We start from the raw sequence: 25,362 nt of genomic DNA, 5'->3' as shown, positions 1-25,362 counted from the left end.
CTGTCAACCAAATAGTTGGTTTAATGAGATGGTAAAGTGTCGGTCATGACGGCCACGATCAAACGCAGTGACGCGACCAGGCAGGCCCTGTTGCGCGCCGCCCGCGAGGAATTCGCGCAGTACGGGCTGGCCGGCGCGCGGGTCGACCGGATCGCCGAGGCGGCGGGCGTCAACAAGGAGCGCATCTACGGACTGTTCGGCAGCAAGGACAAGCTGTTCGACGTCATCCTGATCGACACGCTGCGCGAGTTCATCGACGTGGTCAAGCCGTTGGCCGACACCGAGCCCGGGGCCTACGTCGGCAAGCTGTTCGACTATCACCGGGACAATCCCCAGCTGTTGCGGTTGCTGCTGTGGGAGGCGTTGCATCGCGGCGCCGACGCGCACGACATCGACGGCTGGCGCGCCGCGCACTACGTGCGGAAATTCGATCGCGCCCAGGAACAGTTCGACGTCGACTCCGCGAACGCGGGCCGCCTGCTGCTGGCCCTGTGCGGCCTGGCCAACTGGTCACACGCCGTCCCGCAGACCACCAGACTGCTGCTCGGCGAGGCTGCCGCGGAGGACAAGGACGCCACCCGCGCGTTCCTGATGGAATTCGCCAGGGCGGCGATGCGCCGGGACGCGGCCCCGGGTGAGCGGGAAGCCCGCCTCCCGGAGGTCGAACTGGTCAATGAATTGACCACCAGCGACGAGCAGCCCGACGTGGACCGCGCAGCCCAGCGACTCCGCGACGCCCAAGCCGCCGCCGAAGCCGCCCGCACCGAACTGGCCACCGCCCTGAAGGCCGCCCACGCCGCAGGCACCAGCGCCAACCAGCTCGCCAGACAGGTATCGGGCACACTGTCCCGCCCGGTCGTGCTCAAACTGCTCTCCCAACCCCAGAGCTGAGACAACGCCTACCCGCACCTGGCGCGGCAACGTCACTCGAATCGGCCGCCGACCATCCTGTTACCGCAACATCAACCCGAATAGTCAGCGTTGCACGCGGTCGAGAGCCGACGGCACACGCAGCACGCCCGCGCTCGATACCGATAGAGTCGACCTTCATCCGCCAGGGCACGCGCACTTCATCCGGACCCCGAATGCCGACGCGCCCGGCGCACCTCAACTCCCGGTTTCGAGCGAAGCGAGACCGAGCATGCGCCGTTCGCGGCCACGCGAGCCACAAAGGGGCCGCGAACACCCAGCGCCGCAGGCGCTGGAAAAACCAACACAGCAATCGAACTCAGAACGCGGCTTCGTCCAGGTTCATGATGTCGTCGTCGAGTGCGGCGATTATCCCGCGCACCGCGGCCAGGTTCGGCAGCACGTTCTTCGCGAAGAAGCTCGCGACGGCGACCTTTCCGGCGTAGAAAGCGCGATCCTTCTCCGGCGCGTCGGTGGCCAGCGCGGTGGCCGCGATCTCCGCCTGCACCAGCAGGCGCCAGCCGATGAGCAGGTCGCCGACAGCGAGCAGGAAGCGCACCGAACCGAGGCCGACCTTGTACAACTCGGTGGGCTTCTGCTGGGCGGCCATCAGGAAGCCGGTGAGCGAGGCGGCCATCGCCTGCACGTCCTCCGCGGCCGTGCGCAGCAGGTCGCGCTCGGTGTCGAACCGTCCGGTCTTCGCGTCGAGGAATGCCGCGATCCGCGCGCTGACGTGCCCGAGCGCCGCACCTTTGTCGCGAATGATCTTGCGGAAGAAGAAGTCCTGCGCCTGGATGGCGGTGGTGCCTTCGTAGAGCGAGTCGATCTTCGCGTCGCGGATGTATTGCTCGATCGGGTAGTCCTGGAGATAACCGGAACCGCCCAAGGTCTGCAACGACTCGGTGAGGAACTGGTAGGCGCGCTCGGAACCGACGCCCTTGACGATCGGCAGCAGCAGATCGTCCACCCGGTGCGCCAGATCGGGGTCGGCGCCCGAAACGAGCTGGGCCACATCGGCGTTCTGGTGGGCGGCGGTGTACAGGTACACCGCGCGCAGGCCCTCGGCGTACGCCTTCTGCATCGCCAGTGAACGACGCACATCCGGATGCCGGGTGATGGCCACGCGGGGCGCGGCCTTGTCGGTCATCTGGGTCAGATCCGCGCCCTGGACACGTTCTCTGGCGTAGTCGAGCGCGTTGAGATAACCGGTCGACAAGGTGCCGGAGGATTTGACGCCGACCATCATGCGCGCGTTCTCGATCACCTGGAACATCTGCGCGATGCCGTTGTGCACGTCGCCGACCAGCCAACCCTTGGCCGGTACGCCGTGGCCGCCGAAGGTCAGCTCGCAGGTGGGTGAGGATTTCAGACCCATCTTGTGCTCGACCCCGGTGACGTACACGCCGTTGCGCTCGCCGAGTTCCAAGGTCTCGGGGTCGAAGAGGAACTTCGGCACGTAGAACAGCGACAGGCCCTTGGTGCCCGGTCCGGCGCCCTCCGGCCGGGCCAGCACCAGGTGGAAGACGTTATCGGCGGTGTCGCCGACCTCCGCGCCGGAGATGAACCGCTTGACGCCCTCGATGTGCCAGGTGCCGTCTTCTTGCGGGATCGCCTTGGTGCGTCCCGCGCCGACGTCGGATCCGGCGTCGGGCTCGGTCAGCACCATAGTGCCCTGCCAGCCCTTCTCTAAGCCGAGCGTGGCCCAGTGCCGCTGCCGCTCGGTGCCGACGTTGTACAGCACGGACGCCATGACCGGCCCCATGTTGAAGAACGACGCCGAGGGATTGGCGCAGGTGATCATCTCGGCGACGGCCCAGACCAGCGCCGCGGGCGCCGGGGTGCCGCCCATGCCCTCCGGCATGCCCAGCCTGCTCCAGCCCGCGTCGCGCACGGCGGCGACGGTCCTACGGAGCGGCTCCGGAACAGAGACCGAGAAGGTGGGCGCGTCATAGGCCACCGGATCACGGTCGGCCGCCGCGAAGGAGTCCGCCACCGGCCCCTCGGCCAGTCGCCGAACCTCCGAGAGGATCTCCCGGGCGGTGTCGGAATCGAGGTCGCCGTAGGCGCCGGTATCGAGGAGTTTGTCCAGCTCGAGCACTTCGAACAGGTTGAACTCGATATCCCGCAAGTTCGCCTTGTAGTGGCCCATCTGGTCCTCCTCGACTCGAGTCCGCGGCCCGCCGCCGCGGCTTGGGACGGTTCAGATGTCGTACGAATCGAAGCGTGCCGCATCGCGGCGACGCTACGCAACCGTAGCCACATCCGCCCCGGCCAGCGGGTTTGCCCGGATCTCACAACCGTTCACCGTCCGTTTACGGGAAAGGTTCACACGAGCGAAACAGACGAAACGGACTTGTCATCGAGAGATATTCCGGCGCAACAAGTTCTGTCTACCGTTCGCATCACGAATACAGCCGTTGTATACAGCCCCGTCTACAGCCGTGAGCGGGGCGAAGACGGCGGTATTCGATGCGGCGCCCTGCCGACGCCGCCGCAATACCTGATGAGGAGAGGGTTCGCCCCATGCAAGATTCCCGTGCCACCCATCGCTCCAGGCGTTTGGTCCGAGCGGTGGCGGTGCCCACCGCGGTCGCGCTAGCCGGCCTGTTGCTGACCGCCTGCGGCGCCAAGGACGACGCCTCGACCACCGGCTCCGGCGCCGCCTCCTGCGTCGACACCTCGAAGGACACGATCAAGGTCGGTTCGCTGCACTCGCTGTCCGGCACGATGGCCATCTCCGAGGTCACCGTCGCCAACTCGACCAAGCTGGCCGTCGACCAGATCAACGCCGCGGGCGGCGTGCTCGGCAAGAAGATCGATCTGGTGCTGGAGGACGGCGCCTCGGACCCGAAGACCTTCGCGGAGAAGGCGGAGAAGCTGATCAGCTCCGACTGCGTCGCCGCGGTGTTCGGCGGCTGGACCTCGTCGAGCCGCAAGGCCATGAAGCCGAAATTCGAGAGCCTGAACTCGCTGCTCTACTACCCGGTCCAGTACGAGGGCCTGGAGGACAGCAAGAACATCTTCTACACCGGCGCGACCACCAATCAGCAGATCGTTCCGGCGCTGGACTACCTCAAGCAGAAGGGCATCACGTCCCTGTACCTGGTCGGCAGCGACTACGTCTTCCCGCAGACCGCCAATCGTGAGATCAAGGCGTACGCCGCCGCCAACGGCATCGAGATCAAGGGCGAGGACTACACCCCGCTCGGCTCCACCGACTTCTCCACCATCGTGAACAAGGTCCGCTCCGCCAAGGCGGGCGCGGTGTTCAACACCCTCAACGGCGACTCCAACGTCGCGTTCTTCCGCGAGTACAGCAACGCGGGCCTCAAAGCCGCGGAGATGCCGGTGATCTCGGTGTCCATCGCCGAGGAAGAGGTGGCGGGCATCGGCGCGCAGCACATCGCGGGCCAGCTCACCGCGTGGAACTACTACCAGACCGTGGACACCCCGGTGAACAAGAAGTTCGTCGCCGACTACAAGGCCGCCTTCGGCGCCGACAAGCCGACCTCGGACCCGATGGAAGCCGCCTACGCGTCGGTCTACCTGTGGAAGAACACCGTCGAGAAGGCGCGGTCGTTCAAGGTGGAGGACGTCCAGGCCGCCGCCGACGGCGTCAGCTTCGAGGCACCCGAGGGCCTGGTCACCATCGACGGCTCCAACCACCACATCACCAAGACCGCCCGCATCGGCGAGATCCGTCCCGACGGACTCATCTACACCGTGTGGGACTCCGGCAAGGCCGTGACGCCGGATCCCTACCTGAAGTCCTACGACTGGGCCAAGGGCCTGAAGTAGTCCGCTGCTGTCCGCGGCCCAGCTACCGGTGCCCGCCCGGCGACCCAGTCGCCGCGGCGATCACGCGGGAGCGCGTAATGAGGGGGGCCGCGGACAGCATCGGACATAACACGAACGGCCCCACGAACACCCCACACGGCGTGGATCAGCCACAGCCAGGCTGAACACGAGAAGCACCGGCAGAACATCCACGCCCCACCGCACGCGCCCAGCGCACCTCAACTCCCGGTTTCGAGCGAAGCGAGACCGAGCATCCGCCGTTCGCGGCCCGGCTCGCGTCCGAGTGGCCGCCGCGTAGGCGACGGAGGAGCAAGCGGTGGTCGCTCGGACGCGAGCCACAAGAGGGCCGCGAACACCCAGCGCCGCAGGCGCTGGAAAAACCAACACAGCCGAGAAGGGGCCGCGAACACGCCGCGACGAAGTCGCTGCAAATCAAACACAGGAGCTCGCATGGACGTTGTGATCGGACAGCTCTTCACCGGGCTGAGTCTGGGATCGATTCTCTTGCTCGCCGCGCTCGGCCTCTCGCTGACCTTCGGGCAGATGGGCGTGATCAACATGGCGCACGGCGAGTTCATCATGGCCGGTTGTTACACGACCTACGTTGTGCAGAAGGTCATCTCGTCGGCGGGCGTCTCGCTCGTCGTCTCGCTGCTGATCGGTTTCCTGGTCGGCGGCCTGCTCGGCGCCGCGCTGGAGATGGGCCTGATCCGCTGGATGTACGACCGGCCGCTGGACACGTTGCTGGTCACCTTCGGCGTCGGGCTGGTGCTGCAACAGCTGGCCCGCGACATCTTCGGCGCGCCGGCCAAGAACGTGATCGCGCCGGAGTGGCTCAGCGGCGGCGTCACGATCCTGGGTGCGGTGGTGCCGAAGACGCGCATCTTCATCCTCGTCCTGGCGGTGGTCGCGGTGACCGCGCTGGCCGCGGTGCTCAAGGCGACTCCGCTCGGCCGCCGGATCCGCGCGGTGGTGCAGAACCGCGGATTGGCCGAAACCTCCGGTGTGTCCAGCCGTTTCACCGATATCAGCACGTTCTTCATCGGCTCCGGCCTGGCGGGCGTGGCCGGTGTCGCGCTCACCCTGATCGGCTCGACCAGCCCGACCATCGGCCAGAGCTACTTGATCGATGCGTTCCTCGTGGTGGTCATCGGCGGGCTTGGCCAGATCAAGGGCACCGTGATCGCGGCGTTCGCGCTCGGCCTGCTCAATTCCTACATCGAATACTCGACCACCGCGTCCATCGCGAAAGTCGTCGTCTTCGTCGTCATCGTGATCTTCCTGCAGGTCCGTCCGCAGGGCCTGTTCACCGTCCGGACAAGGAGTTTGGCATGACCACACTCGTGCAACGGTGGCGCGCGCATTCCTCGCTCACCGCGTTGGCCGGGTTCGCCGTCGCCGCCGTCCTGTTGTTCGCGGTCGCGCCCGCGGTGCTCAGCGATTTCCGGCTCAATCTGCTGGCGAAGTTCTTGTGCTTCGCGATCGTCGCGGTGGGCATCGGGCTGGCCTGGGGGCGCGGCGGAATGCTCACCCTCGGGCAGGGCGTGTTCTTCGGCATCGGCGCCTACATCATGGCCATGCATCTGCAGATGGCCGACGCCGCCCGGCTCGGCAACGACGTGCCGGAGTTCATGGAGATCGCGGGTATCCGCGAATTGCCGTCGTTCTGGACGCCGTTCGCGTCGGGTCCGGTGGCGTTGCTCGGCATTCTCGTGCTGCCCGCGCTGATCGCGGCGGCGCTCGGTTACGGCGTGTTCAAGCGCCGCGTGAAGGGCGCCTACTTCGCCATCCTCAGTCAGGCGCTAGCCGCCGCGCTGGCCATCCTGCTGACCGGCCAGCAGGCCATCGGCGGATTCACCGGTCTGTCTGATTTCCGCGCGTTCTTCGGGTTCAAGCTGTCCGACCCGGTCAACCGGCAGATGCTGTTCTTCATCGCGGCGGGCACGCTGCTGGTGGTGGTCGCGCTGGTGCGGCAACTGATGCACAGCAGGTACGGCGAGTTGCTCGTCGCGGTGCGCGACCAAGAGGAGCGGGTGCGCTTCCTGGGATACGATCCGGCGAACGTGAAGATCGTCGCCTATGTGGTCGCGGCGTTCTTCGCCGGCATCGCCGGTGCGCTGTTCACTCCGATCGTCGGCATCATCTCCCCCGCCGACATCGGCGTCGTTCCGTCCATCGCGTTTCTCATCGGCGTCGCGATCGGCGGCCGGACCACCCTGCTCGGGCCGGTGCTCGGCGCGATCGGCGTGGCATGGGCGCAGACGGCGCTGTCCGAGGAGTTCCCCTCGGGGTGGACGTATCTGCAAGGCGTGCTGTTCATCGTGGTGGTCGGTTTCGTGCCCGCGGGCCTCGCCGGATTGTGGCCCATGCTGAAAGGTGTGCTGGGCAACCGGTTCCAGCGGCCCGCGAACCCGCCTGCCGCCGCGGTGGTCGAGGCGCTGCCGGAACCCGCGACGGAGAAGGTGGAATCGCGATGACCGAGACGACGCACGAACCGAAGCTCGGCGGCAACGCGGGAATGTCCAGCGAGTACCTGGAGATCCGTGGCCTGTCGGTGAGTTTCGACGGTTTCAAGGCCGTCACCGATGTCGATCTGACGGTGTTGCAGGGCGATCTGCGCTTCCTCATCGGTCCCAACGGCGCGGGCAAGACGACGCTGATCGACGCGATCACCGGTCTGGTCCCGGCCACCGGGTCGGCGCAGAAGACCGGCGTGGAACTGCTCGGCAAGAAGGTGCACCGGATCGCCCGGCTCGGCGTCGGAAGGACGTTCCAGACCGCGAGCGTGTTCGAGCAGCTCAGCGTGCTGCAAAATCTCGACATCGCCGCGGGCGCGGGCCGTTCGGCGCTCACCATGCTGCGCCGCCGCAAATCGGTGCTCCCCGTGATCGAGGAGGCGCTGGAGACCACCGGTCTGACCGGCCTGCGCGACAGGCCCGCCGGTGTACTCGCGCACGGGCAGAAGCAATGGCTCGAGATCGGCATGCTCCTGGTGCAGAACGCGTCGGTGCTGCTGCTGGACGAGCCGGTGGCCGGCATGAGCGCCGAGGAACGCGAGGAGACCGGAAACCTGTTGCGCCGCATCGGCGGTGACCGGGTGGTCGTGGTGGTCGAGCACGACATGGATTTCATGCGCGCCTTCGCCACCTCGGTCACCGTTCTCGCGGGCGGCAAGGTGCTCAGCGAGGGGACCGTCGAGCAGGTGCAGGCGGACCCGAAGGTGCAGGAGGTCTACCTCGGCACCGCCGCGGCCGTCGGCACCGAACTGGAGGACGCCTCGACCGCGCCGAGCCCGGAGTCACCCCGGAAAGGGGACAGCGATGCTTGAACTCACCGATATCCACTCCGGCTACGGCCGCACCGAAGTCATCCACGGCGTCTCGGTGACCGTCCCGGACGACAGTGTGGTCGCCGTCATGGGGCACAACGGCGCGGGGAAGACCACGCTGCTGCGCACGGCCGTCGGCCTGATCGGCACGAAGTCGGGCCGGATCGAATTCGACGGGGAGGCCATCACCAAACTGTCGCCGTCGCGGCGGGTGCGTCGCGGGATCGCGTACGTGCCGCAGGGACAGCAGAGTTTCCCGCAACTGACCACCGCGGAGAATCTGCAGGTGGTCGCGGACGGCCGTAAACGCGGCAAGGCGCTGATCGACGAATCGCTCGATCTGTTCCCCGCGCTGCGCGAACTGCTCGCGCGGAAGGCGGGCCTGCTGTCCGGCGGCCAGCGCCAGCAACTGGCCATCGCGCGGGCGCTGATCACCGAGCCGAAGCTGCTCATCCTGGACGAGCCGACCGAGGGCATCCAGCCGTCGGTGGTGGCCGAGATCGAGCGCACCATCATCGATCTCACCCGCCGCGGCGGACTGAGCGTGCTGCTGGTCGAACAGCACATCGGCTTCGCGTTGCAGGCGGCGCAGCGCTACTACGTGCTGCGGTCCGGCCGGGTGACCTCCACGGGCGCGGGTGGCGCGGGCGCCGAGAGCGAAGTCCGCTCGGCGATGGCGATCTGAGCGCCGCCATGACCCGCGACAGGGGTCGGATTCCATTGCGCGAGCAGGTGTACGACTCGTTGCGGCGGGATCTGGCCACCGGAGCGATCGTGCCGACCGAACGGCTCGGCGAGGAACGCCTCGCCGAGGCCTACGGGGTGTCGCGCACCCCGGTGCGCGAGGCGCTGGCCCGGTTGCAGGCCGACGGCCTGGTGGAGCGGCTGGCCGACGGCCTCTACCCGTACCGGCCCCGGCTCGACGAACTCGATCACCTCTACGAGCTGCGGCTGGTGCTGGAAGCCAGGGGGATGCAACGCGTACGGGCGCCCGGTGAGGCGCCCGCGCACGATCTGGCTCTCGTGCGCGCGGAACTCGACGCCTGGCGCGCGCTGCGCGACGACCCGCCCGAACCGGGACCGGCGCTGGTGGCCGCCGACGAACGGTTCCACACCACCTTGCTCGCCGCCGCGGGCAACGCCGCACTCGCCGAGGCGCTCACCGCCGTGCACATCCGGGTGCGCCCGGTGCGCACGCTGGACATGCCGACTCCGGAGCGGATCGCCACCATGACCGCCGAGCACATCGCGATCGCCGAACTCCTGGTGTCGGGTGCGGTGGACGCGGCGGCGCAGACCCTCACCGCCCATATCGACACCTCCCGGACACACGTGCTGGCCCGTGCGCAGCACGCACTGCGCCTGACCAAACTGGGCCGCGCCGTGCGGGATTGAGCGATCAGCAGTTCTGCTGGAAGGGGAAGCATTCGCTGGGCCGGTGCGACGGCGGCGACGGGGTGGTCGTCGTCGTACCGGGCGCCGGAATCGGTTGCGCCGAGTCGTGCGCCAGCGCGGTGGCGATCACGCCGAGCACGAACAGGACCCCGACCACGGCGATCACGACGACCGACCAGCCCGCGTAGGCCTGGCTCTTCGTCGCGGCGCCGGGCTTCGGCTCGACCCGCGGCTTCGGTGTGCGCGGAATGGTCGTGACCGGCTCCGGCGCGTTCTCCTCGAAGCCCGCCTCGAGGAGTTCCGCGCGGGTCGGGGCGATCTCCGCCAGCCCGAGCGCACCGCACGCGCCGATCACCCGGTCCGCGGTCCAGTCACGCGGTCCCGCGGAGAATCCCTCCAGGTAGATGCGCAACTCGGTCGCGTCGGTGACATTGCCGACCACCACGTCCAACCCCGGGCGCAGGTTCGTGCGCGCCGGACGCACCACTGCACCGCGGAACGGGACGAGCACTACGGCGCCGCTGATGTGCCCCGGGTCCTGCAACGCCCGCTGGAGCATGTGCTTGACCGCGTAGATGCCGTGTTCCACTCGCTCGGCGGGGCTCCCGGATTCCGGGTCGTCCAATTCCACCGGCGCGTCGCTGATCTTCCACGGCCCTTCGGCCGGTGTGCTCAGAATGCCGCTCTGCCTGCGCTGGAATCCGTGCACCTCCAGCACGGTCAGGCCCCGCGGGGTGCACACCACCGCGTCGACGCGCCGGTTGTCCGCCTCGAGATCGATCACGGCGAAACCGGTGGTCGGATACGACCGCAGGCACGCGACGAATTCCCGCTCGGCGCCGGAAAGCTCCGCTCCGGGCCTGATCCTCACCAGCATCTGTTCCCCTGCCGACCTGTTGTCCACACCTGACGCCGCGCCAACTCATCGCGGCCGCGGTGACCCGCACCGGTACTGATGATGACGGGGCACCCGGCCGAAAACCACTCCGAAAGCAAAAGAATGGCGGGCGCCGCGCGGGATACTGCCGAGTAGGCTCTCTCTCGGCCGGCACCGACGCCGACCGCACAGACCACGCGGAGGTGGCAACCACGATGGTTTCAGCGCTGCAACCACGCATCTCGCCCGGACGGCTGCGGGAACTCGGCCCGCTCAACTGGGTTGTCTGGCAGGTGCTTTCCCGCGCCGCGGGCACCGGCGACGCCCACTTGTTCAGCACCCTCGGCCGCACCCGCGGACTGTTCCGCGGCTGGCTGCACTACTCGGGCAAACTCATGCCGGGCGGGCGGCTACCGCGCCACGAGTCGGAGCTGGTGATCATCCGGGTCGCGCATCTGCGCGGCTGCGACTACGAAATGGACCATCACATCCGGCTCGGTCGCCGCGCGGGGGTGACGACCGAAATCCTCGAGCGGCTGCGCGAGGGTCCCGAAGCGGCAGGTTGGTCGGACAAGCACCGCGCGTTGCTGGCCGCGGTGGACCAGCTGGTCGAGACGCGCGACCTCGACGACGACACCTGGGCCGAGCTGGCGAAGCACTACGACGAGCGCAGCCTCATCGAAATCGTGCTGTTGATCAACCAATACGACGGATTGGCCGCGACGATCACCGCCCTGCGCATCCAGCGCGACGGCGTCTAGACCCCAGCGGACGGCCCCTCGATGCGGCGCGCCAAGCCGTCGAGCACCAGCGTCAGCCCGAACTCGTAGGCATGGTCGGCGCTGTAGGCGGCGTCGTACGCCTGGCCCGCGGCCGTGCCGACACGGGCGGCGAGCGGGTAGCGCTCCGCGTCGAACACCTGCGCCAGCACGGGCGCGGCCCGTTCCCACCACTGCCCGTCGGACAGCGCGCTGTCCGCCGCCGCCCGCGCGCTGTCGATGGCGATACGGGCGACGGAGGTGACGAACCCGAGCACGAACGTGAGCGCGGCGTCCATCGCGACGTCGTCGAGTCCGAGGTCCGCGAAGGCCCCCAGCTCGTGGTCGTACTTGGCGGCGAGGCCGGGCCCGAGCGGCGGCCGGGTGGTCGGCAGATACGCCACCCAGGGATGGCGGGCCAGCATGGCGCGGTTCTCGGCCGCGATCCGGACGACCCGCTCGCGCCAGGGCAGACCGGTGAGGTCCGCGCGCTCCATCCGTGCGTACACCGTGTCCAGCATCAAGTCGATCAGTTCGGCTTTGCCCGGCACATATGTGTAGGTGGCCATGGGGGTCAGGCCGAGCCGGTTGGCGACCGCGCGCATCGTGAGCGCTCCGATCCCCTCCGCATCGGCGATCTCGATCGCGGCCGCGATCACCGCCTCGACGCTGCTGCGCTGCTTCGGGCCCCGGCCCGCGCCCGACTCCGGCGGAATCCGCCATAGCAGCTCCAGCGTGCGAACCGGGTCGCCCGCGCCGCTGCGTTCCTTCGGCTGTCCCACCGCTGCCTCCTCGACCACCTCGAACCACTGATGGTATCGGCGTGACCCAGGTCATAATGCGGGCCGCCGAAAAATACTGTACAAAGTACAGTGTACTTAGTACAGATTTCCGACGCCGAGGAGAGTTCATGAACATCACCGCTTCCGCCGTCTCACTCAACGTCCCCGACCCGGCCGCCTCGGCGAAATTCCTCATCGACCACCTCGGCTTCGAGGAGAAGATGTCGGCCGACGGGTTCGTCTCCCTCGCCCGCGACGACGCCGGGCTGAACGTCATCTACTTGCGCACCGGGCTGGCGAGTTTCAAACCGAAGAGCAAGGCAGGCAGTGCGGGCGACGGGCTGCTCGTCGCCTTCGTGGTCGACGACATCGATGCCGAATACGCCCGGTTGCAGGACGAGGGGGTGCCGATCGTGACGCCCATCGAAACCGAGGAGTGGGGCGAGCGGTACTTCCAGATGAGCGATCCGAACGGGATCATCATCCAGCTGGTGCAGTGGGTGTAGCACTCGAGCTTCGCTCGAACCGGTAGCCGGGCCGGATGTGGCGGCTTGGAAACAGGCCGCCACATCACGATCAGTGTCAGCCCAGCGCCGCACGGAAGACTTCGACAGCCCGGGTAGCCGGTCGGCCGAGCAATTTCTCCAGGTCCCCGGAGCGCACGTCGAGGATGCCGCGGGCGATGCCCGCGTCGGCGTCGGCGAGCGCCTCGGCGTAGGCCCCCGGCAACCCGGCCTGGATCAGCGCGGCGGCGTAGTCCGCCTCCGGCAGGTTCTCGTAGCGCACCGGCTTACCTGCGGCTTCCGAAATCGCCTGCGCCAGTTCGGCATAGGTGAGGCTTTCGCCACCGCCGAGTTCGTACACCCGGCCCGCGTGACCATCGGTGGTGAGCACCCGGGCGGCCGCTTCGGCGTAGTCGGCGCGCGCCGCGCCCGCCACGCGCCCCTCGCCCGCGGCGCCGTGCAGTACGCCCGACTCCACCGCGTGCGCGAGACCGCCCACGTAGTTCTCCCAATACCAGCCGTTGCGCAGCAGGACGTGCGGCACGGCCGATTCGGCGAGCACCGCCTCGGTGCCCTTGTGTTCTTGCGCGAGGATCAGCGGGTTGTCGGTGGCGCCCGGAATGCTCGTGTAGGCGAGCAGTTCCACGTCGGCGCGCTCGGCCGCGCGAATGACATTGGTGTGCTGCGCTACTCGCGCGCCGAACTCGTTGCCCGAGATGAGCAGCACCCGGTCGACGCCGTGGAGGGCGCGCTCCAGCGCGGCCGGGTCGTCGTAGGCGGCCCCGCGGACGTCCACGCCGCGTTCGGCCAAATCGGCGACCTTCCCCGGATCACGCACGATCGCGACGGGCGTCGATCCCGCGCGCGACAACTCCTCCACCACGAGTCGGCCCAGCTGCCCGCTCGCTCCGGTTACGGCGATGGTCATGACTACCTCCAGGTTCTGCACTGATTTACATGCACTAACTATTCGTAAGTACTATGCATTCCATACCCACTGCGGTCAAGTTGGGTACGATGGCGGTCATGACGACCCAGCACACCGGCTCGGCGGAGGCCGACGACCCGACGCTGGAAGCCGACGTCTTCGCGCGCAACTGCACCTCACGGCCGGTCCTGCAAACCGTGGCCAGCCGCTGGGGCACCCTGGCGCTGGTCGCGCTGCGCGAAGGCCCGTACCGGTTCAGCGCCCTGCGGCGACGGGTCGACGGCGTGAGCGAACGCATGTTGTCGCAGACTCTGCAAGCGCTGGAGCGCGACGGCATGGTGCACCGCGAGGTGCAGGAGACGATTCCGCCGCGCGTCGAATACACCCTCACCGAATTGGGCGCGGAGGTGGCCGCACATCTGGAATCGCTGATCCAGGTGCTGGAGACCAACATGCCCCGCGTACGCGAGGCACAGGCGGCCTACCACCGCGATTGACCGGGGAAGAGACTCCCCGCGCCGCGGGTTACACGGACATGGAACTAGCCGCCGCCGTCGATTTCGCACGCGAACATCGCAGGTCCGTGCTCACCACGATCCGCCGCAACGGGCGCCCACAGCTGTCCAACGTGCTACACGTCATCGGCGCCGACGGCCGGATACGCATCTCCATCACCGCCGACCGCGCGAAGTATCACAACCTCGTGCGCGATCCATGGGCGGCACTGCACGTGACCCGCGAGGATTTCTTCGCGTACGCCGTGCTCGAAGGCACGGTGGAACTCACTCCGGTCGCCGCCGCGCCCGGCGACCCCACCGTCGACGCGCTCGTCGACTACTACCGCACCGCCAACGGCGAGCACCCCGACTGGGACGAGTACCGCGCCGCGATGGTCACCGACCGCCGCGCCTTGGTCCTGTTCACCCCCACCCACGCCTACGGCATGCTCCCGGCCGCCGGTTAGCAGACCGGCCGACGTCCGCGGCGAACCGAGTTCCGCGCCAACACCCGGCACTGCTGAAACCACTGAGCGCTCCCACAGCGTCTTCGTCGATGCGACGCGACTCCGCTCCACCGGTCGACCGGCTCGGCGCACCGCTCGGATCAGCGGGACATCAGGTCCGACACGGTGACGAATTGATAGCCCGCGGCGCGCAATTCGGTGACGATGCGGGGGATGGCGGCGAGCGACGCCTCAGCGTTCCCGTACATGACGTGCAAGAGGATGATCGAGCCGGGACGGACCTTGCCGAGCGTCTCGGCGACGATGTCGTCGGCGGTGACGTCCGCCCGGCCCGAATCGGGCTCGACGTCCCACGTCACGGTGACCCGGTCGTGCTCGGCGAGATAGTGCGGCAGCATCCACAATTTCTTGCCGTAGGGCGGCCGGAAGGTGATCGGGCCCGCGTAACCGGTCTTCGTGATCTCGGCGTCCGTGCCCTCCACCTCGTCCCGGACGGTGCCGGGTGTGACGAACACCATCCGCCGATGCGAATAGGTGTGGTTGCCGATCTCGTGGCCCGCGGCTGCGATCGCCCTGCCGTGCTCCGGATGCGCGGCGAGATCACGCCCGTTCAAGTAGAACGTGGCGGGAACTCGCGCGTCAGCAAGGACTTTCAGCACTTCGGGAGCACGATCGGACGGCCCGTCGTCCAACGTCAGCGCGACGACCCTCGCGTCGGTGTCCACCCTGCTGACCACGTGACCGGCCAACTGGAAGGTGCGCGCGTTCATCAGGTAGAAGGTGCCCGTCCCCAGCAGCACCACCACGACGAGCACCGGCACACTTCCGATCAACCACCTGCGAAGCATGCACGCTGTATAGCAGACCGCCCACGCCCGCGCCGACCTCCAGCGACCCTACCGAGGCGGAAACCATTGGCCGACAAATGAAAAGGGCGTGCGATCTACGACCGCACGCCCTCTCTCCGCGACCGGATCAGAAGTTGATCATGTGGCCGGCCAGGCCGTGGAAGGCTTCCTGGAGGGCCTCGCTGAGCGTCGGGTGGGTGTGCACGTTCCGGGTCAGCTCGTTGACCGTCAGGTCCCACTTCTGCGCCAGGGTGAGCTCGGGCAGCAGCTCGGAGACGTCCGGGCCGATGAGGTGCCCGCCGATCAGCTCGCCGTACTTGGCGTCGGCGATGAGCTTGACGAAACCGGTCGGGTCGCCGAGGCCGTGCGCCTTGCCGTTGGCGGTGAACGGGAAGGTCGCGACCTTCACGTCGTAGCCCTCGTCCCGGGCCTGCTGCTCGGTCAGGCCGAAGCTGGCGACCTGCGGCTGGCAGAAGGTGGCGCGCGGCATCATCCGGTAGTCGCCGAGGGTGACGGTCTCCGCGCCCGCGATGGTCTCGGCCGCGACCACGCCTTGGGCCTCCGCGACGTGCGCGAGTTGCAGCTTGCCGGTGACGTCGCCGATCGCGTAGATGTGCGGCACGTTGGTGCGCATGTAGTCGTCGATCCCGATCGCGCCGCGGTCGGTGACCACCACGCCGGTGGTCTCCAAGCCGTAGCCGTCGACGCGCGGTGCGAAGCCGACGGCCTGCAGCACCTTGTCGACGGTGACGGTCTCGACCGAGCCGGACTTGTTGTCCTTGATCGCGACGGTGACCTTGGCGCCGTCGTCCTCGATGGACTGCACGGCCGCACCGGTGGTGATGGTGATGCCGAGCTTCTTGTACTGCTTGGTGATCTCCTTGGAGACGTCCGCGTCCTCGTTCGGCAGCGCGCGGTCGAGGAACTCGACGATGCGCACGTCGACGCCGTAGTTCTTCAGGACGTAGCCGAACTCCATGCCGATCGCGCCCGCACCGACGATGAGGATCGAGCCGGGCAGGTCACGGGTGAGGATCTGCTCCTCGTAGGTGACCACGTTCGCGCTGAGCTGGGTGCCGGGCAGCAGCTTGGTGACGGTGCCCGCCGCGATGATCGCGTTGTCGAACGTGATCGCCTCGGTGCCGCCCTTGGAGAGCTCGACCGAGAGCGAGTTCGGGCCGGTGAAGGTGCCCTTACCGTCGAACTCGTCGATCTTGTTCTTCTTCATCAGGAAGTGGACGCCCTTGACCCGGCCGTCGGCGACCTTGCGGCTGCGGTCGAAGGCGACCCCGAAGTCGAAGTTCACCTCGCCGGAGATGCCGAAGGTCTTCGCCTCCTTGGTGAAGATGTGGGCGAGTTCGGCGTTTCGCAGGAGCGCCTTGGACGGGATGCAGCCGACGTTCAGGCACACACCGCCCCAGTATTTCTGCTCGACGATCGCTGTTCGCAGGCCGAGTTGAGCGGCGCGGATCGCGGCGACGTATCCGCCGGGACCAGCACCGAGAACGACGACATCGTAGTGGGAAGTCACGAACCGAGCCTAACTCCGCAGCGGTATGTTCACCCACCCATCCCCCACCCTGGTGAGGCGTGGGCCACACCCACCCGCAAACTTTCCGTGCTCGGGAAGAACGCGGTGGTGGCGCCGGGTTAGCATGCCGCCTGAGCAGCCGTATCGAGAACATCCGTGAATGGCGTCCGGCCGCGGTGAAACACGAATAGACCTCTTCTTGGTGCGCCCCTCGCGGGGGTCGCACGCGGTGGCGAGCCGCTGGGTCAGGTTCGCCAGACCTGGCGGGCGACGCGGCGGAAGTTCTCGCCGAAGACCGCTGCCCGGTCCGCCGCGGTGAAACCACGACCGGCCAGCACCTCGTCGAGGCCGGGTACGTCGGCGGCCCCGGTCAGATCCTCGGGCGGCACCCATTGCAGCGCGCCCCATGCGGTGTATGCCTCGGAGAAAGCGTCCGGATTGTTCGCCAGTTCGGCGTTGAAGTCCTCGGCGTCGAAAGAGTAGTCCGAGCCGATTCCGATGTGTTCGATGCCGACCAGTTCGGCGCCGTATTCGATGTGCCGCGCCATCGCCGCGATCCGCTCGGCGCGTTCGTCGGCGGCGTTGCGGCCCAAGAAGATTCCGACGCCGTTGATTCCGATCACACCGCCGGTCGCGGCGCAGGCGCGCGCCTGCTCGTCGGTGATGTTGCGCGGGTGGTCCCACAGGGCGGCGAAGTTCGAGTGGCTGTAGATCATCGGGACGACGCTCGACTCGGCCAGTTCCAGCCCCGTGCGCCGGGAACAATGCGAGCCGTCGGCGAACATGCCGACATCGTTGAGCGCATGGACGAGGTCGCGGCCGTACCCGGTGAGTCCGGTGTCTTCGGTGTCCAGGCATCCGCAGCCCGCGGCGTTGGCGTGGTTGTAGGTGGGCAGCAACGACCGCACGCCGAGGTCGTAGAACCGCGCGACGTTGTCCAGGTCGCCGCCCAGCGGGCCGGAGTCCTCCAGATCGAACGCGAGCGCGATGGCGCCGGGCGCCCCGATGTCATCGATGCCGCGCACCAGGCGAAACCGGCCGTCCGCCGACGCCTCGCGGCGGAATCGGTCCAGCAACGCCAGAGAGTCCGCAGTCGACTGCCGGGAGTAGCCCACGTTCACCGACAAGTACGAGCCGGCCGGGTAGCGCGCGAGGTCGCCGATACGCGCGGCGGGCGAGAGCGGCAGGCAGCAGTGCTGCTCCCAGAGAAACGGTGGCAACCTCGAACCTCCTGTTCGGATCGGCCTCGCCGGCAGCGATCCTACTTGTCCGCGCCGAGCGGGCACCGGCCCCAGCGAACGGCGAGCCGCCGCTACTCGGCTGCGGTGGACGAGTTGTCCCGTTCGCCAACACTTTTCGCCGCAATCGTCGGTAACAGCGCGCTCACCTCGACCGATGCATGAAGTACATCAATCCTCCCGTGCCCCCGAAGGCGGTGCGACCATGCGTCGCTTGCTTCCCCTTTTCTTCTCCGTCCTGACAGTCGCCGGTCTCTGGATCGCACCCGTCCCGGCCTCCGCCGCCCCGGCGTGTGCGTCCGGTTGGGGTTCGATGCCCAAGACGAGCCAGGCCCGCACGCCCACGCCGCTGACCGGGGTCCGCGCCGGGCGGCACGACTGCTTCGACCGCTTGGTGTTCGACGTCGCCGGGCCCGTGACGGGGTACCACGTCGGCTACGTCGAGCGGGTGACCATGGACGGCTCCGGCGCACCCGTCCCGCTGCGCGGCGAGGCGTACCTGAGCATCACCGTCAACGCCCCTGCCTACGACGACTCGTTCACCCCCACCTACAACCCCGCGAACCGGGCCGAGCTCACCGAGGTGCGGGACTACCGGACTTTCCGTCAGGTGGCCTGGGCCGGCTCTTTCGAAGGCCAGACCACGGTCGGTCTCGGCACGCGCGCTCGACTGCCGTTCCAGACCTACACCCTCGACGGACCGGGCAGCGGATCGCGCATCGTGGTCGACGTAGCGCACTCCTGGTAAGCCCGCGCCCGGGCGGCTCGTCCACAATGTGGGGATGAGCGGTGTGGAGAATGTGACCGACCCCTACCTCTGGCTGGAAGAAGTGACCGGTGAGCGGCCCCTGGACTGGGCCCGCGCGCACAACGCCGTCGCGCACTCCCGGTTCGCCGACTCCGATCGCTTCCGGGAGCTGGAGCGGCGCATCCTCGACATGCTCGACACCGATACGAAGATCGCCTACCCGTCTCGCCGCGGCCCCTGGCTCTACAACTTCTGGCGAGACGCCGAGCACCCGCGCGGCCTCTGGCGGCGCACCACGTTCGCCGAGTACGCCGAGGACTCGCCGGACTGGGACGTGCTGATCGATCTCGACGCACTGGCCGCCGCCGAGGACGAGAACTGGGTGTGGGGCGGAGCCGCGGTACTGCGCCCGGAACAGTCCCGCGCGCTGATCAGCCTGTCGCGCGGCGGCGCGGACGCGAAGGTGGTCCGCGAGTTCGACATGGAGCGCAGGGTGTTCCTCGATCCGGCCGATGGCGGGTTCTTCCTGCCCGAGGCCAAGTCGGAGATCCGCTGGATCGATATCGACTCGGTGTACGTGGGCACCGACTTCGGCCCCGGCTCGCTGACCGATTCGGGATATCCGCGGATCGCGAAACGCTGGCGGCGCGGCACCGCTCTGGACGAGGCGATCACCGTTTTCGAGGGAGAGACCGGGGATGTCGCGGTCTCGGCGGGCTACGACCGCACACCGGGTTACGAACGGCACTACGTCGGCCGCGCCACCGACTTCTTCAACGAAGAGGTGTACCTGCTGGCCGACGACGGCACGCTGCGGCATCTCGAGATCCCCAGCGACGCCAGCGAATCCTGGTACAAGGACTGGCTGCTGGTGCGGTTGAAGTCGCCGTGGGAGGTGGGCGGCGCGAGCTATCCCGCGGGTGCGCTGCTGGCCGCCGACTTCGAGAAGTTCCTGGCCGGCGCACGGGATTTCGAGGTCCTCTTCACCCCGGACGCGCACACCGCGCTGCACGGCTACGGCTGGACCGAGAATCACCTGCTGCTGGTCACGCTCGAGGACGTGCAGACCAAGCTGCACGTGCTCACCCCGGCGACGGACGGCTGGCGTCGCAGGCCGCTGACCGACACTCCGCCGATGGCCACCACCAGCGTGCTGAATCTCGACCCGCTGGAGGGCGGCGACGAGTTCATGCTCAGCACCAGCGGGTTCACCACTCCGGCCACGCTGCTGGCCAGTGCGGTCGGCGGGCGCACCGAGCGGCTCAAGCAGGAGCCCGGATTCTTCGACGCCGACGGCGTGGAGACCGAGCAGTTCTTCGCCACGTCCGATGACGGCACGCCGGTGCCGTACTTCGTGATCCGTCATCGCGACCGCAAGGACCAGCCCGGGCCGACGGTGATGTCCGGTTACGGCGGTTTCGAAGTGTCGCGCACTCCGGGTTACAGCGGCGCCTCGGGGATGGGCTGGCTGGAGCGCGGCGGTACCTGGGTGATGACGAACATCCGCGGCGGCGGTGAGTACGGGCCGCAATGGCACACCTCGGTGCAGAAAGCCAACCGGCACAAGGTGTACGAGGACTTCTCCTCGATCGCGAAAAACCTCGTCGGGCGCGGTATCACCACCGCGGATCAGCTCGGCGCGGTCGGCGGCAGCAACGGCGGACTGCTCATGGGCGTGATGCTGACCCGCTACCCCGAATTGTTCGGCGCGATCGTCTGCCAGGTGCCGCTGCTGGACATGAAGCGCTACCACCTGCTGCTGGCGGGCGCCTCGTGGATGGCCGAGTACGGCGACCCCGACAAGCCGGAGGAATGGGAGTACATCGGCAAGTACTCGCCTTACCAGAACGTGCGCGCCGACCGCTCCTACCCGCCGATCCTGCTCACCACCTCGACCAGGGACGACCGGGTGCATCCCGGCCACGCCCGCAAGATGGCCGCGCTGCTGGAGGAGCAGGGCCACGAGTTCTGGTACCACGAGAACATCGAGGGCGGCCACGGCGGCGCCGCCGACAACAAGCAGTCGGCTTTCCAGGCGGCGCTGATCTACGAGTTCTTCACCCAGATGCTGATCGAGCGGCGCGCCTGACGAATGGCCGGGCCGGGCGCGGTCCGTGCTCGGTTCAGCGGTCCCGCAGCCACTTCTCGATCTGGTCGACGGTGCCCGCGCACTGCCGGATCCAGCCGTTGTGGCCCAGCGGTTCCGGCTGTCGCCAGCGCGTCACCTCGGCGTTGGGCAGCTTCTCCAGCAGGTGCTCGGCGGAGCTGGGCGGGGTGAGGTCGTCGCCGGTCATCGTGATGGACAGCACCGGAAGCCGCAGCCGCGCGATGCGCTCCTCGTAGTCGATGTCCGCGCCGACCGGGACGAACCGGCCGGTGCGCGCGAGCCGGGCCCAGTCGGAGATCAGCACTTTGGACTGGCGGCCGAAGCCCATCGACACCCGGTCGCCGGGCCAGAAGCCCGCCAAGTTGGCCGTCAGCGAGATCGCCGCGGTGCCGACCAGCATGCCCGGGCCCGAAAGTCCGCGATAGCCGCGGTAATACGGCGTTCCCGAGGCGACCAGGACGAGTCCGCCGAGCCTGCCGCGGACGCGTGCGGCGTACATGACGCCGAGTTGGCCGCCCATGCTGTGGCCGAGCAGGTACGGCGTGCTGTCCGGGAACTGCTCGCGGACCACCTCGAAGATCGCCGGGAAGTCCACCGAGACCAGTTCGTGGTAGCCGAAGGTGCTGGCGGAGCTGGGCTTCGGCCTGCTGTCGCCGTTGCCGCGCAGCTCACCGATGGCCACGTCGAACCCGCGCGCCGCCAGGCTCGAGGCGAACAGTTCGTAGTAACCCCCCGGAACACCGAGTCCGGGCACGATCACCAGCACCGGACGCGGCGCGTCCGGTGTGACCGGGTGCCGGTGCACGCCCCCGGCGGGGATCAACCGCACCGGAACCGTGGTGCCGTCCGGCATCTGGATCGGAACTGTCTGCATCCCCGCACGCTACCGCGCTCGTCGCCGCCGATCCCGCAGGCCGGGACGCTATGCGCGGACCGCGCCGATGATCACTCTGCTCAGCACCCGGATCACGTCGTCGAGCGGCGGACGCGGCTCCGCACCGCTCCACGAGTCCACCACGTAGTTGACGGCGCCGATGATGGCGAGCATCCGCATCTCGTAGTCGCCCGCGGGTATCTCGCCGTGCAGCGCGGCGTCTTCGGCGGCGCCTGCCAGCAGCGAACCCCACTCCCGGCGCACCGCGAGACGGAACTTCTCCACCTTCGGGCCCGCGCCGACCACTTCGACCAAGGCGACGCGCGCCTTGCGCGGATCGGATCCGATGGATTCGACGTACGCGCGAACCGCGGCATCGATGACGTCCAGCGACTTGGCGCCGGACTTCGCGTCCAACGCCTTCTTCACGGCATCGCGCGACTCCCGGTCGATCTGCTCGTACAGCTCTAGGAGCAGGGACTCGCGACCGGTGAACTCCTCGTAGAACTGTCGCGAGGAGAGTCCGGCGTCCTTACAGATGGCGCCGACCGAACTATTGGCGTAGCCGTCCCGCGCGAAGACCGTCAGGCCTGACTCCAGAAAACGCGCACGCCGCTGACGCTGCCGGTCCTCCACGGGTTGCCCGGCATACATTCGACCCGTATTCGCATCCTGTGACATTGGGGCAGACAATACAGAAGGGCCCGAACTCATCGTCATCGATCGGGCCCTTCGTTACAACCCGCGGCCTACATCGCGTTAGCCGAAAGTTGGCTGAACAGTTGCTACCTCACTGATCGGTCGCCGAGCCGAAGCCCGGCGACCATAGTAGTTTGCGCACAAGCACGCTCATCAGCGAATCGAGCATCCGGCAACTCCGATCTGTCCGTGAGACATTCCTTGTCACTGGCCATTTGCCGGAACAGACGATACCTAGCAGCGTCGCGTTTGCGGGCAATTTTAGAGGGAAACTGTAGAATTTTTTGTTTCATTCCGATTCGTCGGTTACGGCAAGTTCGCCCGACTCCGCCGACCCGGCCAGCAATTCCGGCAGCGCGGCCACGGAATCGATGACGTGATCGGGTGCGCGGTCGGCCGACGCCAGTACGCCGGGACGGAATTTACCGGTGCGTACCAGAACCCCGGTCAACCCGGCGTCCTGCGCCGCGAGCACATCCGAATTCAGATCGTCACCGATCATCAAGACTTCCGAAGGGTCCAGCCGCATCAGCGCGGCGGCGGTCCGGAAACCGGCCGCGGCGGGCTTGCCGACCACCTCGATGCGCGCATTGCCCGCCGCCTCCAGGCCCGGCAGGTAGGCGCCCGCGTCGACGCGGAGCCCTTCCGCTGTCGCCCAGGTCAATCCGCTGTGCATGGCGACGACGGGCACACCGTCCAACATCAGTTCCACCACCCGGCTCAGCGCTGCGTGATCGAATTCCGGTCCCGCTCCGCCGATCACGACCACGTCCGGATGATCGTCGTCGAGCGTCAGACCGGTGAGATCCGCGGTGATATCGCCGTGGTTGAGCACCCAGACGGCGGCATCGGGGTAGCGTCCGCGCACGAACTCGGCGGTGAGCCTTGCGGCGGTGACGATCTCGCCCTGCTCGACCTCGATACCGGCGTCGCACAGGCGCTGCGCGATCTCGGCGCAAGTGCGCGAGGTGGTGTTGGTCAGGAAAGCGCGGCGCAGCCCGCTCTCGCCGATCCGGCGCACCGCGGCGGCGGCGCCCTCGATCTCCTGCCAGGAGGTCACCAGGACGCCGTCGATGTCGTAGAGCACCCCTCGGATCCGACCGCGGTCAGGCATGTGGTTCAGCGTACGGCCGGCCCGCCCGTTCGGCACGCGGACTCAGGGTGATCCCATGCCGAAAGCGCCGCTACGCACTCGAGGAGGGCCGTCACCGCTGATCCTGGGCGCCGCCCGCGCGCACGGTTGCCCCACCCCGCCGCTCGCGCCGACAGACCGTCGCACGGTTACTCGATCTCGACCGGGGGCTGTTCGCTGTGGCCGCCGCCGAGGGCGCCGACACGATGGCCGGGGCGATGTTCTCGAACTCCGCGCGGTGCAGGCGTTCACCAGCAGCGCGACGATCGCGATGACGGACGGCTCGCCGCGGAGGCGCTCGGAATGCCATGGCGGCAGGCTTTCTCGCGGCCTCAGTGCCGGGGGGAGCACGCGCCCGGCGGCCGGTTCAGCGCTGGGCGCCGGTGATGACCGCGTCCAGCAGGCCGGGGAAGCGCTGCTCCAGATCGTCGCGCCGCAGTTCGACCAGCCGGTTGCGGCCGGAGACGAAGGTTGTCGTAATGCCCGCGTCCCGCAGCACCTTCCAGTGGTGCGAGGCGGTCGCCGCCGTGATCTCCACGTCGAACTCCCGGACATTGCAGCTCAGCGGTTCGCGCTCGCCGGCGAGCGCGCGCACCAGTTCGAGCCGGACCGGGTCGGCGAGGGCGCTGAGCACCCGGACCAGGTCGATGTCGGCGGTACTCGGCTGCGGCAGCGGGCGCATCTCCATTCTCCGATCATTTGACAACAATCGAATCATATCCCACTCTCATCCTATGATGCTTCGACAATCATCTAACAATCTGTATCGATCGCTCCTACCGCTCGCCGTGGGCACTTTCGTGCTCGGCACCGACGGCTTCGTGCTCAGCGGACTGCTCCCGCTGATCGCCGCCGACCTGCACATCTCCGTGTCCACCGCGGGCCAGCTGACCACGATGTTCGCCTGGACCTACGCCATCGCCTCTCCCCTTATCGCCGCCGCGACCGGCTCCTGGGATCGCCGACGGCTACTCGGCGGCGGCGCCGCGCTTTTCGTGCTCGGCATGATCGGGCAGGCCGCCGCGGAGAGCTTCGGTGTCATGGCGGCGGCGCGTGTGGTGGCGGCCATCGGAGCGGCGGCCTTCCAGGCCAACGCGTTCGCCGTCGCGGGCGTCGTCGCCGATGACGCGCACCGGGGACGGGCGCTGTCGATCGTCACCGCGGGCATCACGCTGTCCAGCGTCGCGGGCGTGCCGATCGGCATCTTCGCCGAGCGCTGGATCGGCTGGCGCGGTGTGCTGTGGGGAATCGCGGTCGGTGGAGCCGTCGCGGCGGCGCTGGTCCTCCTGCTGCCCCGGGTGACGCTGCCGAGCACCGGCCTGCGCGACCGGATCGGCGTGCTGACCCGTCCGGCGGTGCTGCGCGTGCTGATCGTGACGACCACGCAGATCACCGCCGTCTACACCACCATCGTCTACCTGCCGGTGGTGGTCGCGACCTCGGTGCCGCAGAGCATGCTCGCGTGGTTGCTGCTGGCCATGGGCGTCGGCCAGGTGATCGGCAACGCGCAGGCCGGGCGCGCCGTCGACCGGTACGGCCCGCAGCGCACGCTGACGGTGGGACTGCTCGGCGCACTGGCGGGTCTGGCCCTGCTCGGCGTGGCCGTCCATGCCGCGTGGGCGGTGTTCGTCGTGCTCGCCGTCACCGGGTTGTTCGGTGCGGCGATCCTGGTACCGCAGCAGCATCGCCTGTTCGGCATCGCCCACGACGCGCCCACCGTCGCCCTCGGCCTGAACGGATCGGCCATCTACCTCGGCGCGGGCATCGGGTCCGTCGTCGGTGCGACCGTGCTGGATTCCTCCGGTAGCCAGTGGCTGCCGTGGACATCCGCGCTCATCGCATGCCTGGCGCTCGCACTCGCGCTCCGGAAGGCTCGGCCCGCCGTCCGAACCCCGGTTCCCGCCTAGCCCTGTCCAGCAGCGATGCGACCACGACTCGCGCCG

25 protein-coding genes are annotated in these 25,362 nt (G+C 68.2%); 14 read left to right on the top strand and 11 right to left on the bottom strand.

The genetic code is table 11. The features are described 5' to 3' along the window. Nucleotides 1–45: 45 nt before the first annotated feature. Nucleotides 46–891 carry a TetR/AcrR family transcriptional regulator gene (locus NG1_RS03870; protein WP_210750305.1) on the top strand — a complete coding sequence of 282 codons (846 nt, stop codon included), beginning with the start codon at nt 46–48 and terminating at the stop codon, nt 889–891. A 337-nt stretch (nt 892–1,228) separates the two neighbouring features. On the opposite strand, the gene NG1_RS03865 is transcribed toward NG1_RS03870, so the two are convergent. Further along, nucleotides 1,229–3,058 (bottom strand): acyl-CoA dehydrogenase, encoded by a 1,830-nt coding sequence (locus NG1_RS03865; RefSeq protein ID WP_062968039.1) that lies wholly within the window; start codon nt 3,056–3,058, stop codon nt 1,229–1,231. Between the two features lie 374 nt (nt 3,059–3,432). On the opposite strand from NG1_RS03865, the gene urtA reads away from it, so the two are divergent. The 6 genes from urtA (at nt 3,433) to NG1_RS03835 (ending at nt 9,430) form a co-directional block, all read left to right on the top strand. Beyond that, entirely contained in the window at nt 3,433–4,707 is a 1,275-nt protein-coding gene (urtA, locus tag NG1_RS03860) for an urea ABC transporter substrate-binding protein (RefSeq protein WP_062968037.1), read from the top strand. A gap of 450 nt (nt 4,708–5,157) precedes the next feature. Further along, complete coding sequence (gene urtB, locus NG1_RS03855) at nt 5,158–6,042, top strand: urea ABC transporter permease subunit UrtB (RefSeq protein ID WP_040870580.1); 885 nt, start codon at nt 5,158–5,160, stop codon at nt 6,040–6,042. Beyond that, nucleotides 6,039–7,184, top strand: a complete 1,146-nt coding sequence (gene urtC, locus NG1_RS03850; RefSeq protein WP_062968035.1) for an urea ABC transporter permease subunit UrtC — start codon at nt 6,039–6,041, stop codon at nt 7,182–7,184. Before urtB ends, urtC begins: the two co-directional genes overlap by 4 nt. Beyond that, nucleotides 7,181–8,035 carry an urea ABC transporter ATP-binding protein UrtD gene (gene urtD, locus NG1_RS03845; protein ID WP_062968033.1) on the top strand — a complete coding sequence of 285 codons (855 nt, stop codon included), beginning with the start codon at nt 7,181–7,183 and terminating at the stop codon, nt 8,033–8,035. The genes urtC and urtD overlap by 4 nt, the downstream gene beginning before the upstream one ends. Further along, complete coding sequence (gene urtE, locus NG1_RS03840) at nt 8,028–8,720, top strand: urea ABC transporter ATP-binding subunit UrtE (RefSeq protein WP_040870583.1); 693 nt, start codon at nt 8,028–8,030, stop codon at nt 8,718–8,720. The genes urtD and urtE overlap by 8 nt, the downstream gene beginning before the upstream one ends. 8 nt (nt 8,721–8,728) lie before the next feature. Beyond that, the gene (locus NG1_RS03835; protein WP_062968031.1) at nt 8,729–9,430 is read left to right on the top strand and encodes a GntR family transcriptional regulator; all 702 of its coding nucleotides are present in this window, start codon (nt 8,729–8,731) and stop codon (nt 9,428–9,430) included. A gap of 4 nt (nt 9,431–9,434) precedes the next feature. On the opposite strand, the gene NG1_RS03830 is transcribed toward NG1_RS03835, so the two are convergent. Next, nucleotides 9,435–10,307, bottom strand: a complete 873-nt coding sequence (locus NG1_RS03830) for a hypothetical protein (protein ID WP_062968029.1) — start codon at nt 10,305–10,307, stop codon at nt 9,435–9,437. A 227-nt stretch (nt 10,308–10,534) separates the two neighbouring features. Between NG1_RS03830 and NG1_RS03825 the strand changes: the two genes are divergently transcribed. After that, nucleotides 10,535–11,068, top strand: coding sequence for a carboxymuconolactone decarboxylase family protein (locus NG1_RS03825; RefSeq protein ID WP_084498698.1), 534 nt, complete (start codon nt 10,535–10,537; stop codon nt 11,066–11,068). Here NG1_RS03825 and NG1_RS03820 read toward each other — a convergent pair. Further along, a complete protein-coding gene (locus NG1_RS03820; RefSeq protein ID WP_084498697.1) occupies nt 11,065–11,847 on the bottom strand; it encodes a TetR/AcrR family transcriptional regulator C-terminal domain-containing protein in 783 nt (260 codons plus the stop codon). The genes NG1_RS03825 and NG1_RS03820 overlap by 4 nt on opposite strands. A gap of 128 nt (nt 11,848–11,975) precedes the next feature. Here NG1_RS03820 and NG1_RS03815 point away from each other — a divergent pair, with 128 nt between their 5' ends. Beyond that, complete coding sequence (locus NG1_RS03815) at nt 11,976–12,353, top strand: VOC family protein (RefSeq protein WP_062968023.1); 378 nt, start codon at nt 11,976–11,978, stop codon at nt 12,351–12,353. A gap of 76 nt (nt 12,354–12,429) precedes the next feature. Here NG1_RS03815 and NG1_RS03810 read toward each other — a convergent pair whose 3' ends face one another. Beyond that, nucleotides 12,430–13,278: an SDR family oxidoreductase gene (locus NG1_RS03810; RefSeq protein ID WP_062968347.1), complete on the bottom strand. Its 849-nt coding sequence runs from the start codon at nt 13,276–13,278 to the stop codon at nt 12,430–12,432. Between the two features lie 98 nt (nt 13,279–13,376). Between NG1_RS03810 and NG1_RS03805 the strand changes: the two genes are divergently transcribed. Then, nucleotides 13,377–13,775: a winged helix-turn-helix transcriptional regulator gene (locus NG1_RS03805; RefSeq protein ID WP_040870863.1), complete on the top strand. Its 399-nt coding sequence runs from the start codon at nt 13,377–13,379 to the stop codon at nt 13,773–13,775. Nucleotides 13,776–13,813: 38 nt separating this feature from the next. Then, complete coding sequence (locus NG1_RS03800) at nt 13,814–14,242, top strand: PPOX class F420-dependent oxidoreductase (protein ID WP_062968021.1); 429 nt, start codon at nt 13,814–13,816, stop codon at nt 14,240–14,242. A gap of 140 nt (nt 14,243–14,382) precedes the next feature. Here the strand turns inward: NG1_RS03800 and NG1_RS03795 are convergent, their stop codons facing one another. The 3 genes from NG1_RS03795 to NG1_RS03785 form a co-directional block, all read right to left on the bottom strand. After that, a complete protein-coding gene (locus NG1_RS03795; protein WP_062968019.1) occupies nt 14,383–15,090 on the bottom strand; it encodes a polysaccharide deacetylase family protein in 708 nt (235 codons plus the stop codon). Nucleotides 15,091–15,217: 127 nt separating this feature from the next. Next, nucleotides 15,218–16,621 (bottom strand): dihydrolipoyl dehydrogenase, encoded by a 1,404-nt coding sequence (gene lpdA / locus NG1_RS03790; RefSeq protein WP_062968017.1) that lies wholly within the window; start codon nt 16,619–16,621, stop codon nt 15,218–15,220. A 245-nt stretch (nt 16,622–16,866) separates the two neighbouring features. After that, nucleotides 16,867–17,841: a dipeptidase gene (locus NG1_RS03785; RefSeq protein ID WP_062968015.1), complete on the bottom strand. Its 975-nt coding sequence runs from the start codon at nt 17,839–17,841 to the stop codon at nt 16,867–16,869. A 331-nt stretch (nt 17,842–18,172) separates the two neighbouring features. On the opposite strand from NG1_RS03785, the gene NG1_RS03780 reads away from it, so the two are divergent. Both NG1_RS03780 and NG1_RS03775 read left to right on the top strand, forming a co-directional pair. After that, nucleotides 18,173–18,607 carry an AMIN-like domain-containing (lipo)protein gene (locus tag NG1_RS03780; protein ID WP_245659783.1) on the top strand — a complete coding sequence of 145 codons (435 nt, stop codon included), beginning with the start codon at nt 18,173–18,175 and terminating at the stop codon, nt 18,605–18,607. A gap of 34 nt (nt 18,608–18,641) precedes the next feature. Beyond that, nucleotides 18,642–20,696 carry a prolyl oligopeptidase family serine peptidase gene (locus NG1_RS03775; protein ID WP_084498679.1) on the top strand — a complete coding sequence of 685 codons (2,055 nt, stop codon included), beginning with the start codon at nt 18,642–18,644 and terminating at the stop codon, nt 20,694–20,696. Nucleotides 20,697–20,730: 34 nt separating this feature from the next. Here NG1_RS03775 and NG1_RS03770 read toward each other — a convergent pair whose 3' ends face one another. The 4 genes from NG1_RS03770 to NG1_RS03755 all read right to left on the bottom strand — a co-directional run bounded on the left by NG1_RS03770 (nt 20,731) and on the right by NG1_RS03755 (nt 24,107). Then, complete coding sequence (locus NG1_RS03770) at nt 20,731–21,588, bottom strand: alpha/beta hydrolase family protein (protein WP_062968011.1); 858 nt, start codon at nt 21,586–21,588, stop codon at nt 20,731–20,733. Between the two features lie 48 nt (nt 21,589–21,636). After that, a complete protein-coding gene (locus NG1_RS03765; protein ID WP_245659782.1) occupies nt 21,637–22,269 on the bottom strand; it encodes a TetR/AcrR family transcriptional regulator in 633 nt (210 codons plus the stop codon). Nucleotides 22,270–22,576: 307 nt separating this feature from the next. Continuing rightward, nucleotides 22,577–23,401 (bottom strand): HAD-IIA family hydrolase, encoded by an 825-nt coding sequence (locus tag NG1_RS03760; RefSeq protein WP_062968343.1) that lies wholly within the window; start codon nt 23,399–23,401, stop codon nt 22,577–22,579. Between the two features lie 385 nt (nt 23,402–23,786). Continuing rightward, on the bottom strand, nt 23,787–24,107 hold the full coding sequence (locus NG1_RS03755; protein ID WP_201298008.1) for an ArsR/SmtB family transcription factor: 321 nt from the start codon (nt 24,105–24,107) through the stop codon (nt 23,787–23,789). 46 nt (nt 24,108–24,153) lie between these two features. Between NG1_RS03755 and NG1_RS03750 the strand changes: the two genes are divergently transcribed. After that, nucleotides 24,154–25,326, top strand: coding sequence for an MFS transporter (locus tag NG1_RS03750; protein WP_062968007.1), 1,173 nt, complete (start codon nt 24,154–24,156; stop codon nt 25,324–25,326). Nucleotides 25,327–25,362 lie beyond the last annotated feature (36 nt).

Origin of the sequence: Nocardia gamkensis NBRC 108242, from assembly GCF_001612985.1 — a bacterium.
Classification (GTDB): domain Bacteria; phylum Actinomycetota; class Actinomycetes; order Mycobacteriales; family Mycobacteriaceae; genus Nocardia; species Nocardia gamkensis.
Note: the sequence above shows the minus strand (reverse complement) of the source record. Positions and strands in the feature narration are given on the sequence as shown.

Excerpts from the sequence above, each read along its gene's own strand:
- NG1_RS03800 (WP_062968021.1), top strand. The coding sequence starts at position 13,814 with ATGGAACTAGCCGCCGCCGTCGATTTCGCACGCGAACATCGCAGGTCC.
- NG1_RS03770 (WP_062968011.1), bottom strand. The coding sequence starts at position 21,588 with ATGCAGACAGTTCCGATCCAGATGCCGGACGGCACCACGGTTCCGGTG.
- urtB (WP_040870580.1), top strand. The coding sequence starts at position 5,158 with ATGGACGTTGTGATCGGACAGCTCTTCACCGGGCTGAGTCTGGGATCG.
- NG1_RS03780 (WP_245659783.1), top strand. The coding sequence starts at position 18,173 with ATGCCCAAGACGAGCCAGGCCCGCACGCCCACGCCGCTGACCGGGGTC.
- NG1_RS03830 (WP_062968029.1), bottom strand. The coding sequence starts at position 10,307 with ATGCTGGTGAGGATCAGGCCCGGAGCGGAGCTTTCCGGCGCCGAGCGG.
- NG1_RS03760 (WP_062968343.1), bottom strand. The coding sequence starts at position 23,401 with ATGCCTGACCGCGGTCGGATCCGAGGGGTGCTCTACGACATCGACGGC.
- NG1_RS03750 (WP_062968007.1), top strand. The coding sequence starts at position 24,154 with ATGATGCTTCGACAATCATCTAACAATCTGTATCGATCGCTCCTACCG.
- NG1_RS03775 (WP_084498679.1), top strand. The coding sequence starts at position 18,642 with ATGAGCGGTGTGGAGAATGTGACCGACCCCTACCTCTGGCTGGAAGAA.
- NG1_RS03815 (WP_062968023.1), top strand. The coding sequence starts at position 11,976 with ATGAACATCACCGCTTCCGCCGTCTCACTCAACGTCCCCGACCCGGCC.
- urtC (WP_062968035.1), top strand. The coding sequence starts at position 6,039 with ATGACCACACTCGTGCAACGGTGGCGCGCGCATTCCTCGCTCACCGCG.
- NG1_RS03795 (WP_062968019.1), bottom strand. The coding sequence starts at position 15,090 with ATGCTTCGCAGGTGGTTGATCGGAAGTGTGCCGGTGCTCGTCGTGGTG.
- urtE (WP_040870583.1), top strand. The coding sequence starts at position 8,028 with ATGCTTGAACTCACCGATATCCACTCCGGCTACGGCCGCACCGAAGTC.
- urtD (WP_062968033.1), top strand. The coding sequence starts at position 7,181 with ATGACCGAGACGACGCACGAACCGAAGCTCGGCGGCAACGCGGGAATG.
- NG1_RS03835 (WP_062968031.1), top strand. The coding sequence starts at position 8,729 with ATGACCCGCGACAGGGGTCGGATTCCATTGCGCGAGCAGGTGTACGAC.
- NG1_RS03765 (WP_245659782.1), bottom strand. The coding sequence starts at position 22,269 with ATGTCACAGGATGCGAATACGGGTCGAATGTATGCCGGGCAACCCGTG.
- NG1_RS03755 (WP_201298008.1), bottom strand. The coding sequence starts at position 24,107 with ATGGAGATGCGCCCGCTGCCGCAGCCGAGTACCGCCGACATCGACCTG.
- NG1_RS03870 (WP_210750305.1), top strand. The coding sequence starts at position 46 with ATGACGGCCACGATCAAACGCAGTGACGCGACCAGGCAGGCCCTGTTG.
- NG1_RS03810 (WP_062968347.1), bottom strand. The coding sequence starts at position 13,278 with ATGACCATCGCCGTAACCGGAGCGAGCGGGCAGCTGGGCCGACTCGTG.
- NG1_RS03865 (WP_062968039.1), bottom strand. The coding sequence starts at position 3,058 with ATGGGCCACTACAAGGCGAACTTGCGGGATATCGAGTTCAACCTGTTC.
- NG1_RS03805 (WP_040870863.1), top strand. The coding sequence starts at position 13,377 with ATGACGACCCAGCACACCGGCTCGGCGGAGGCCGACGACCCGACGCTG.
- urtA (WP_062968037.1), top strand. The coding sequence starts at position 3,433 with ATGCAAGATTCCCGTGCCACCCATCGCTCCAGGCGTTTGGTCCGAGCG.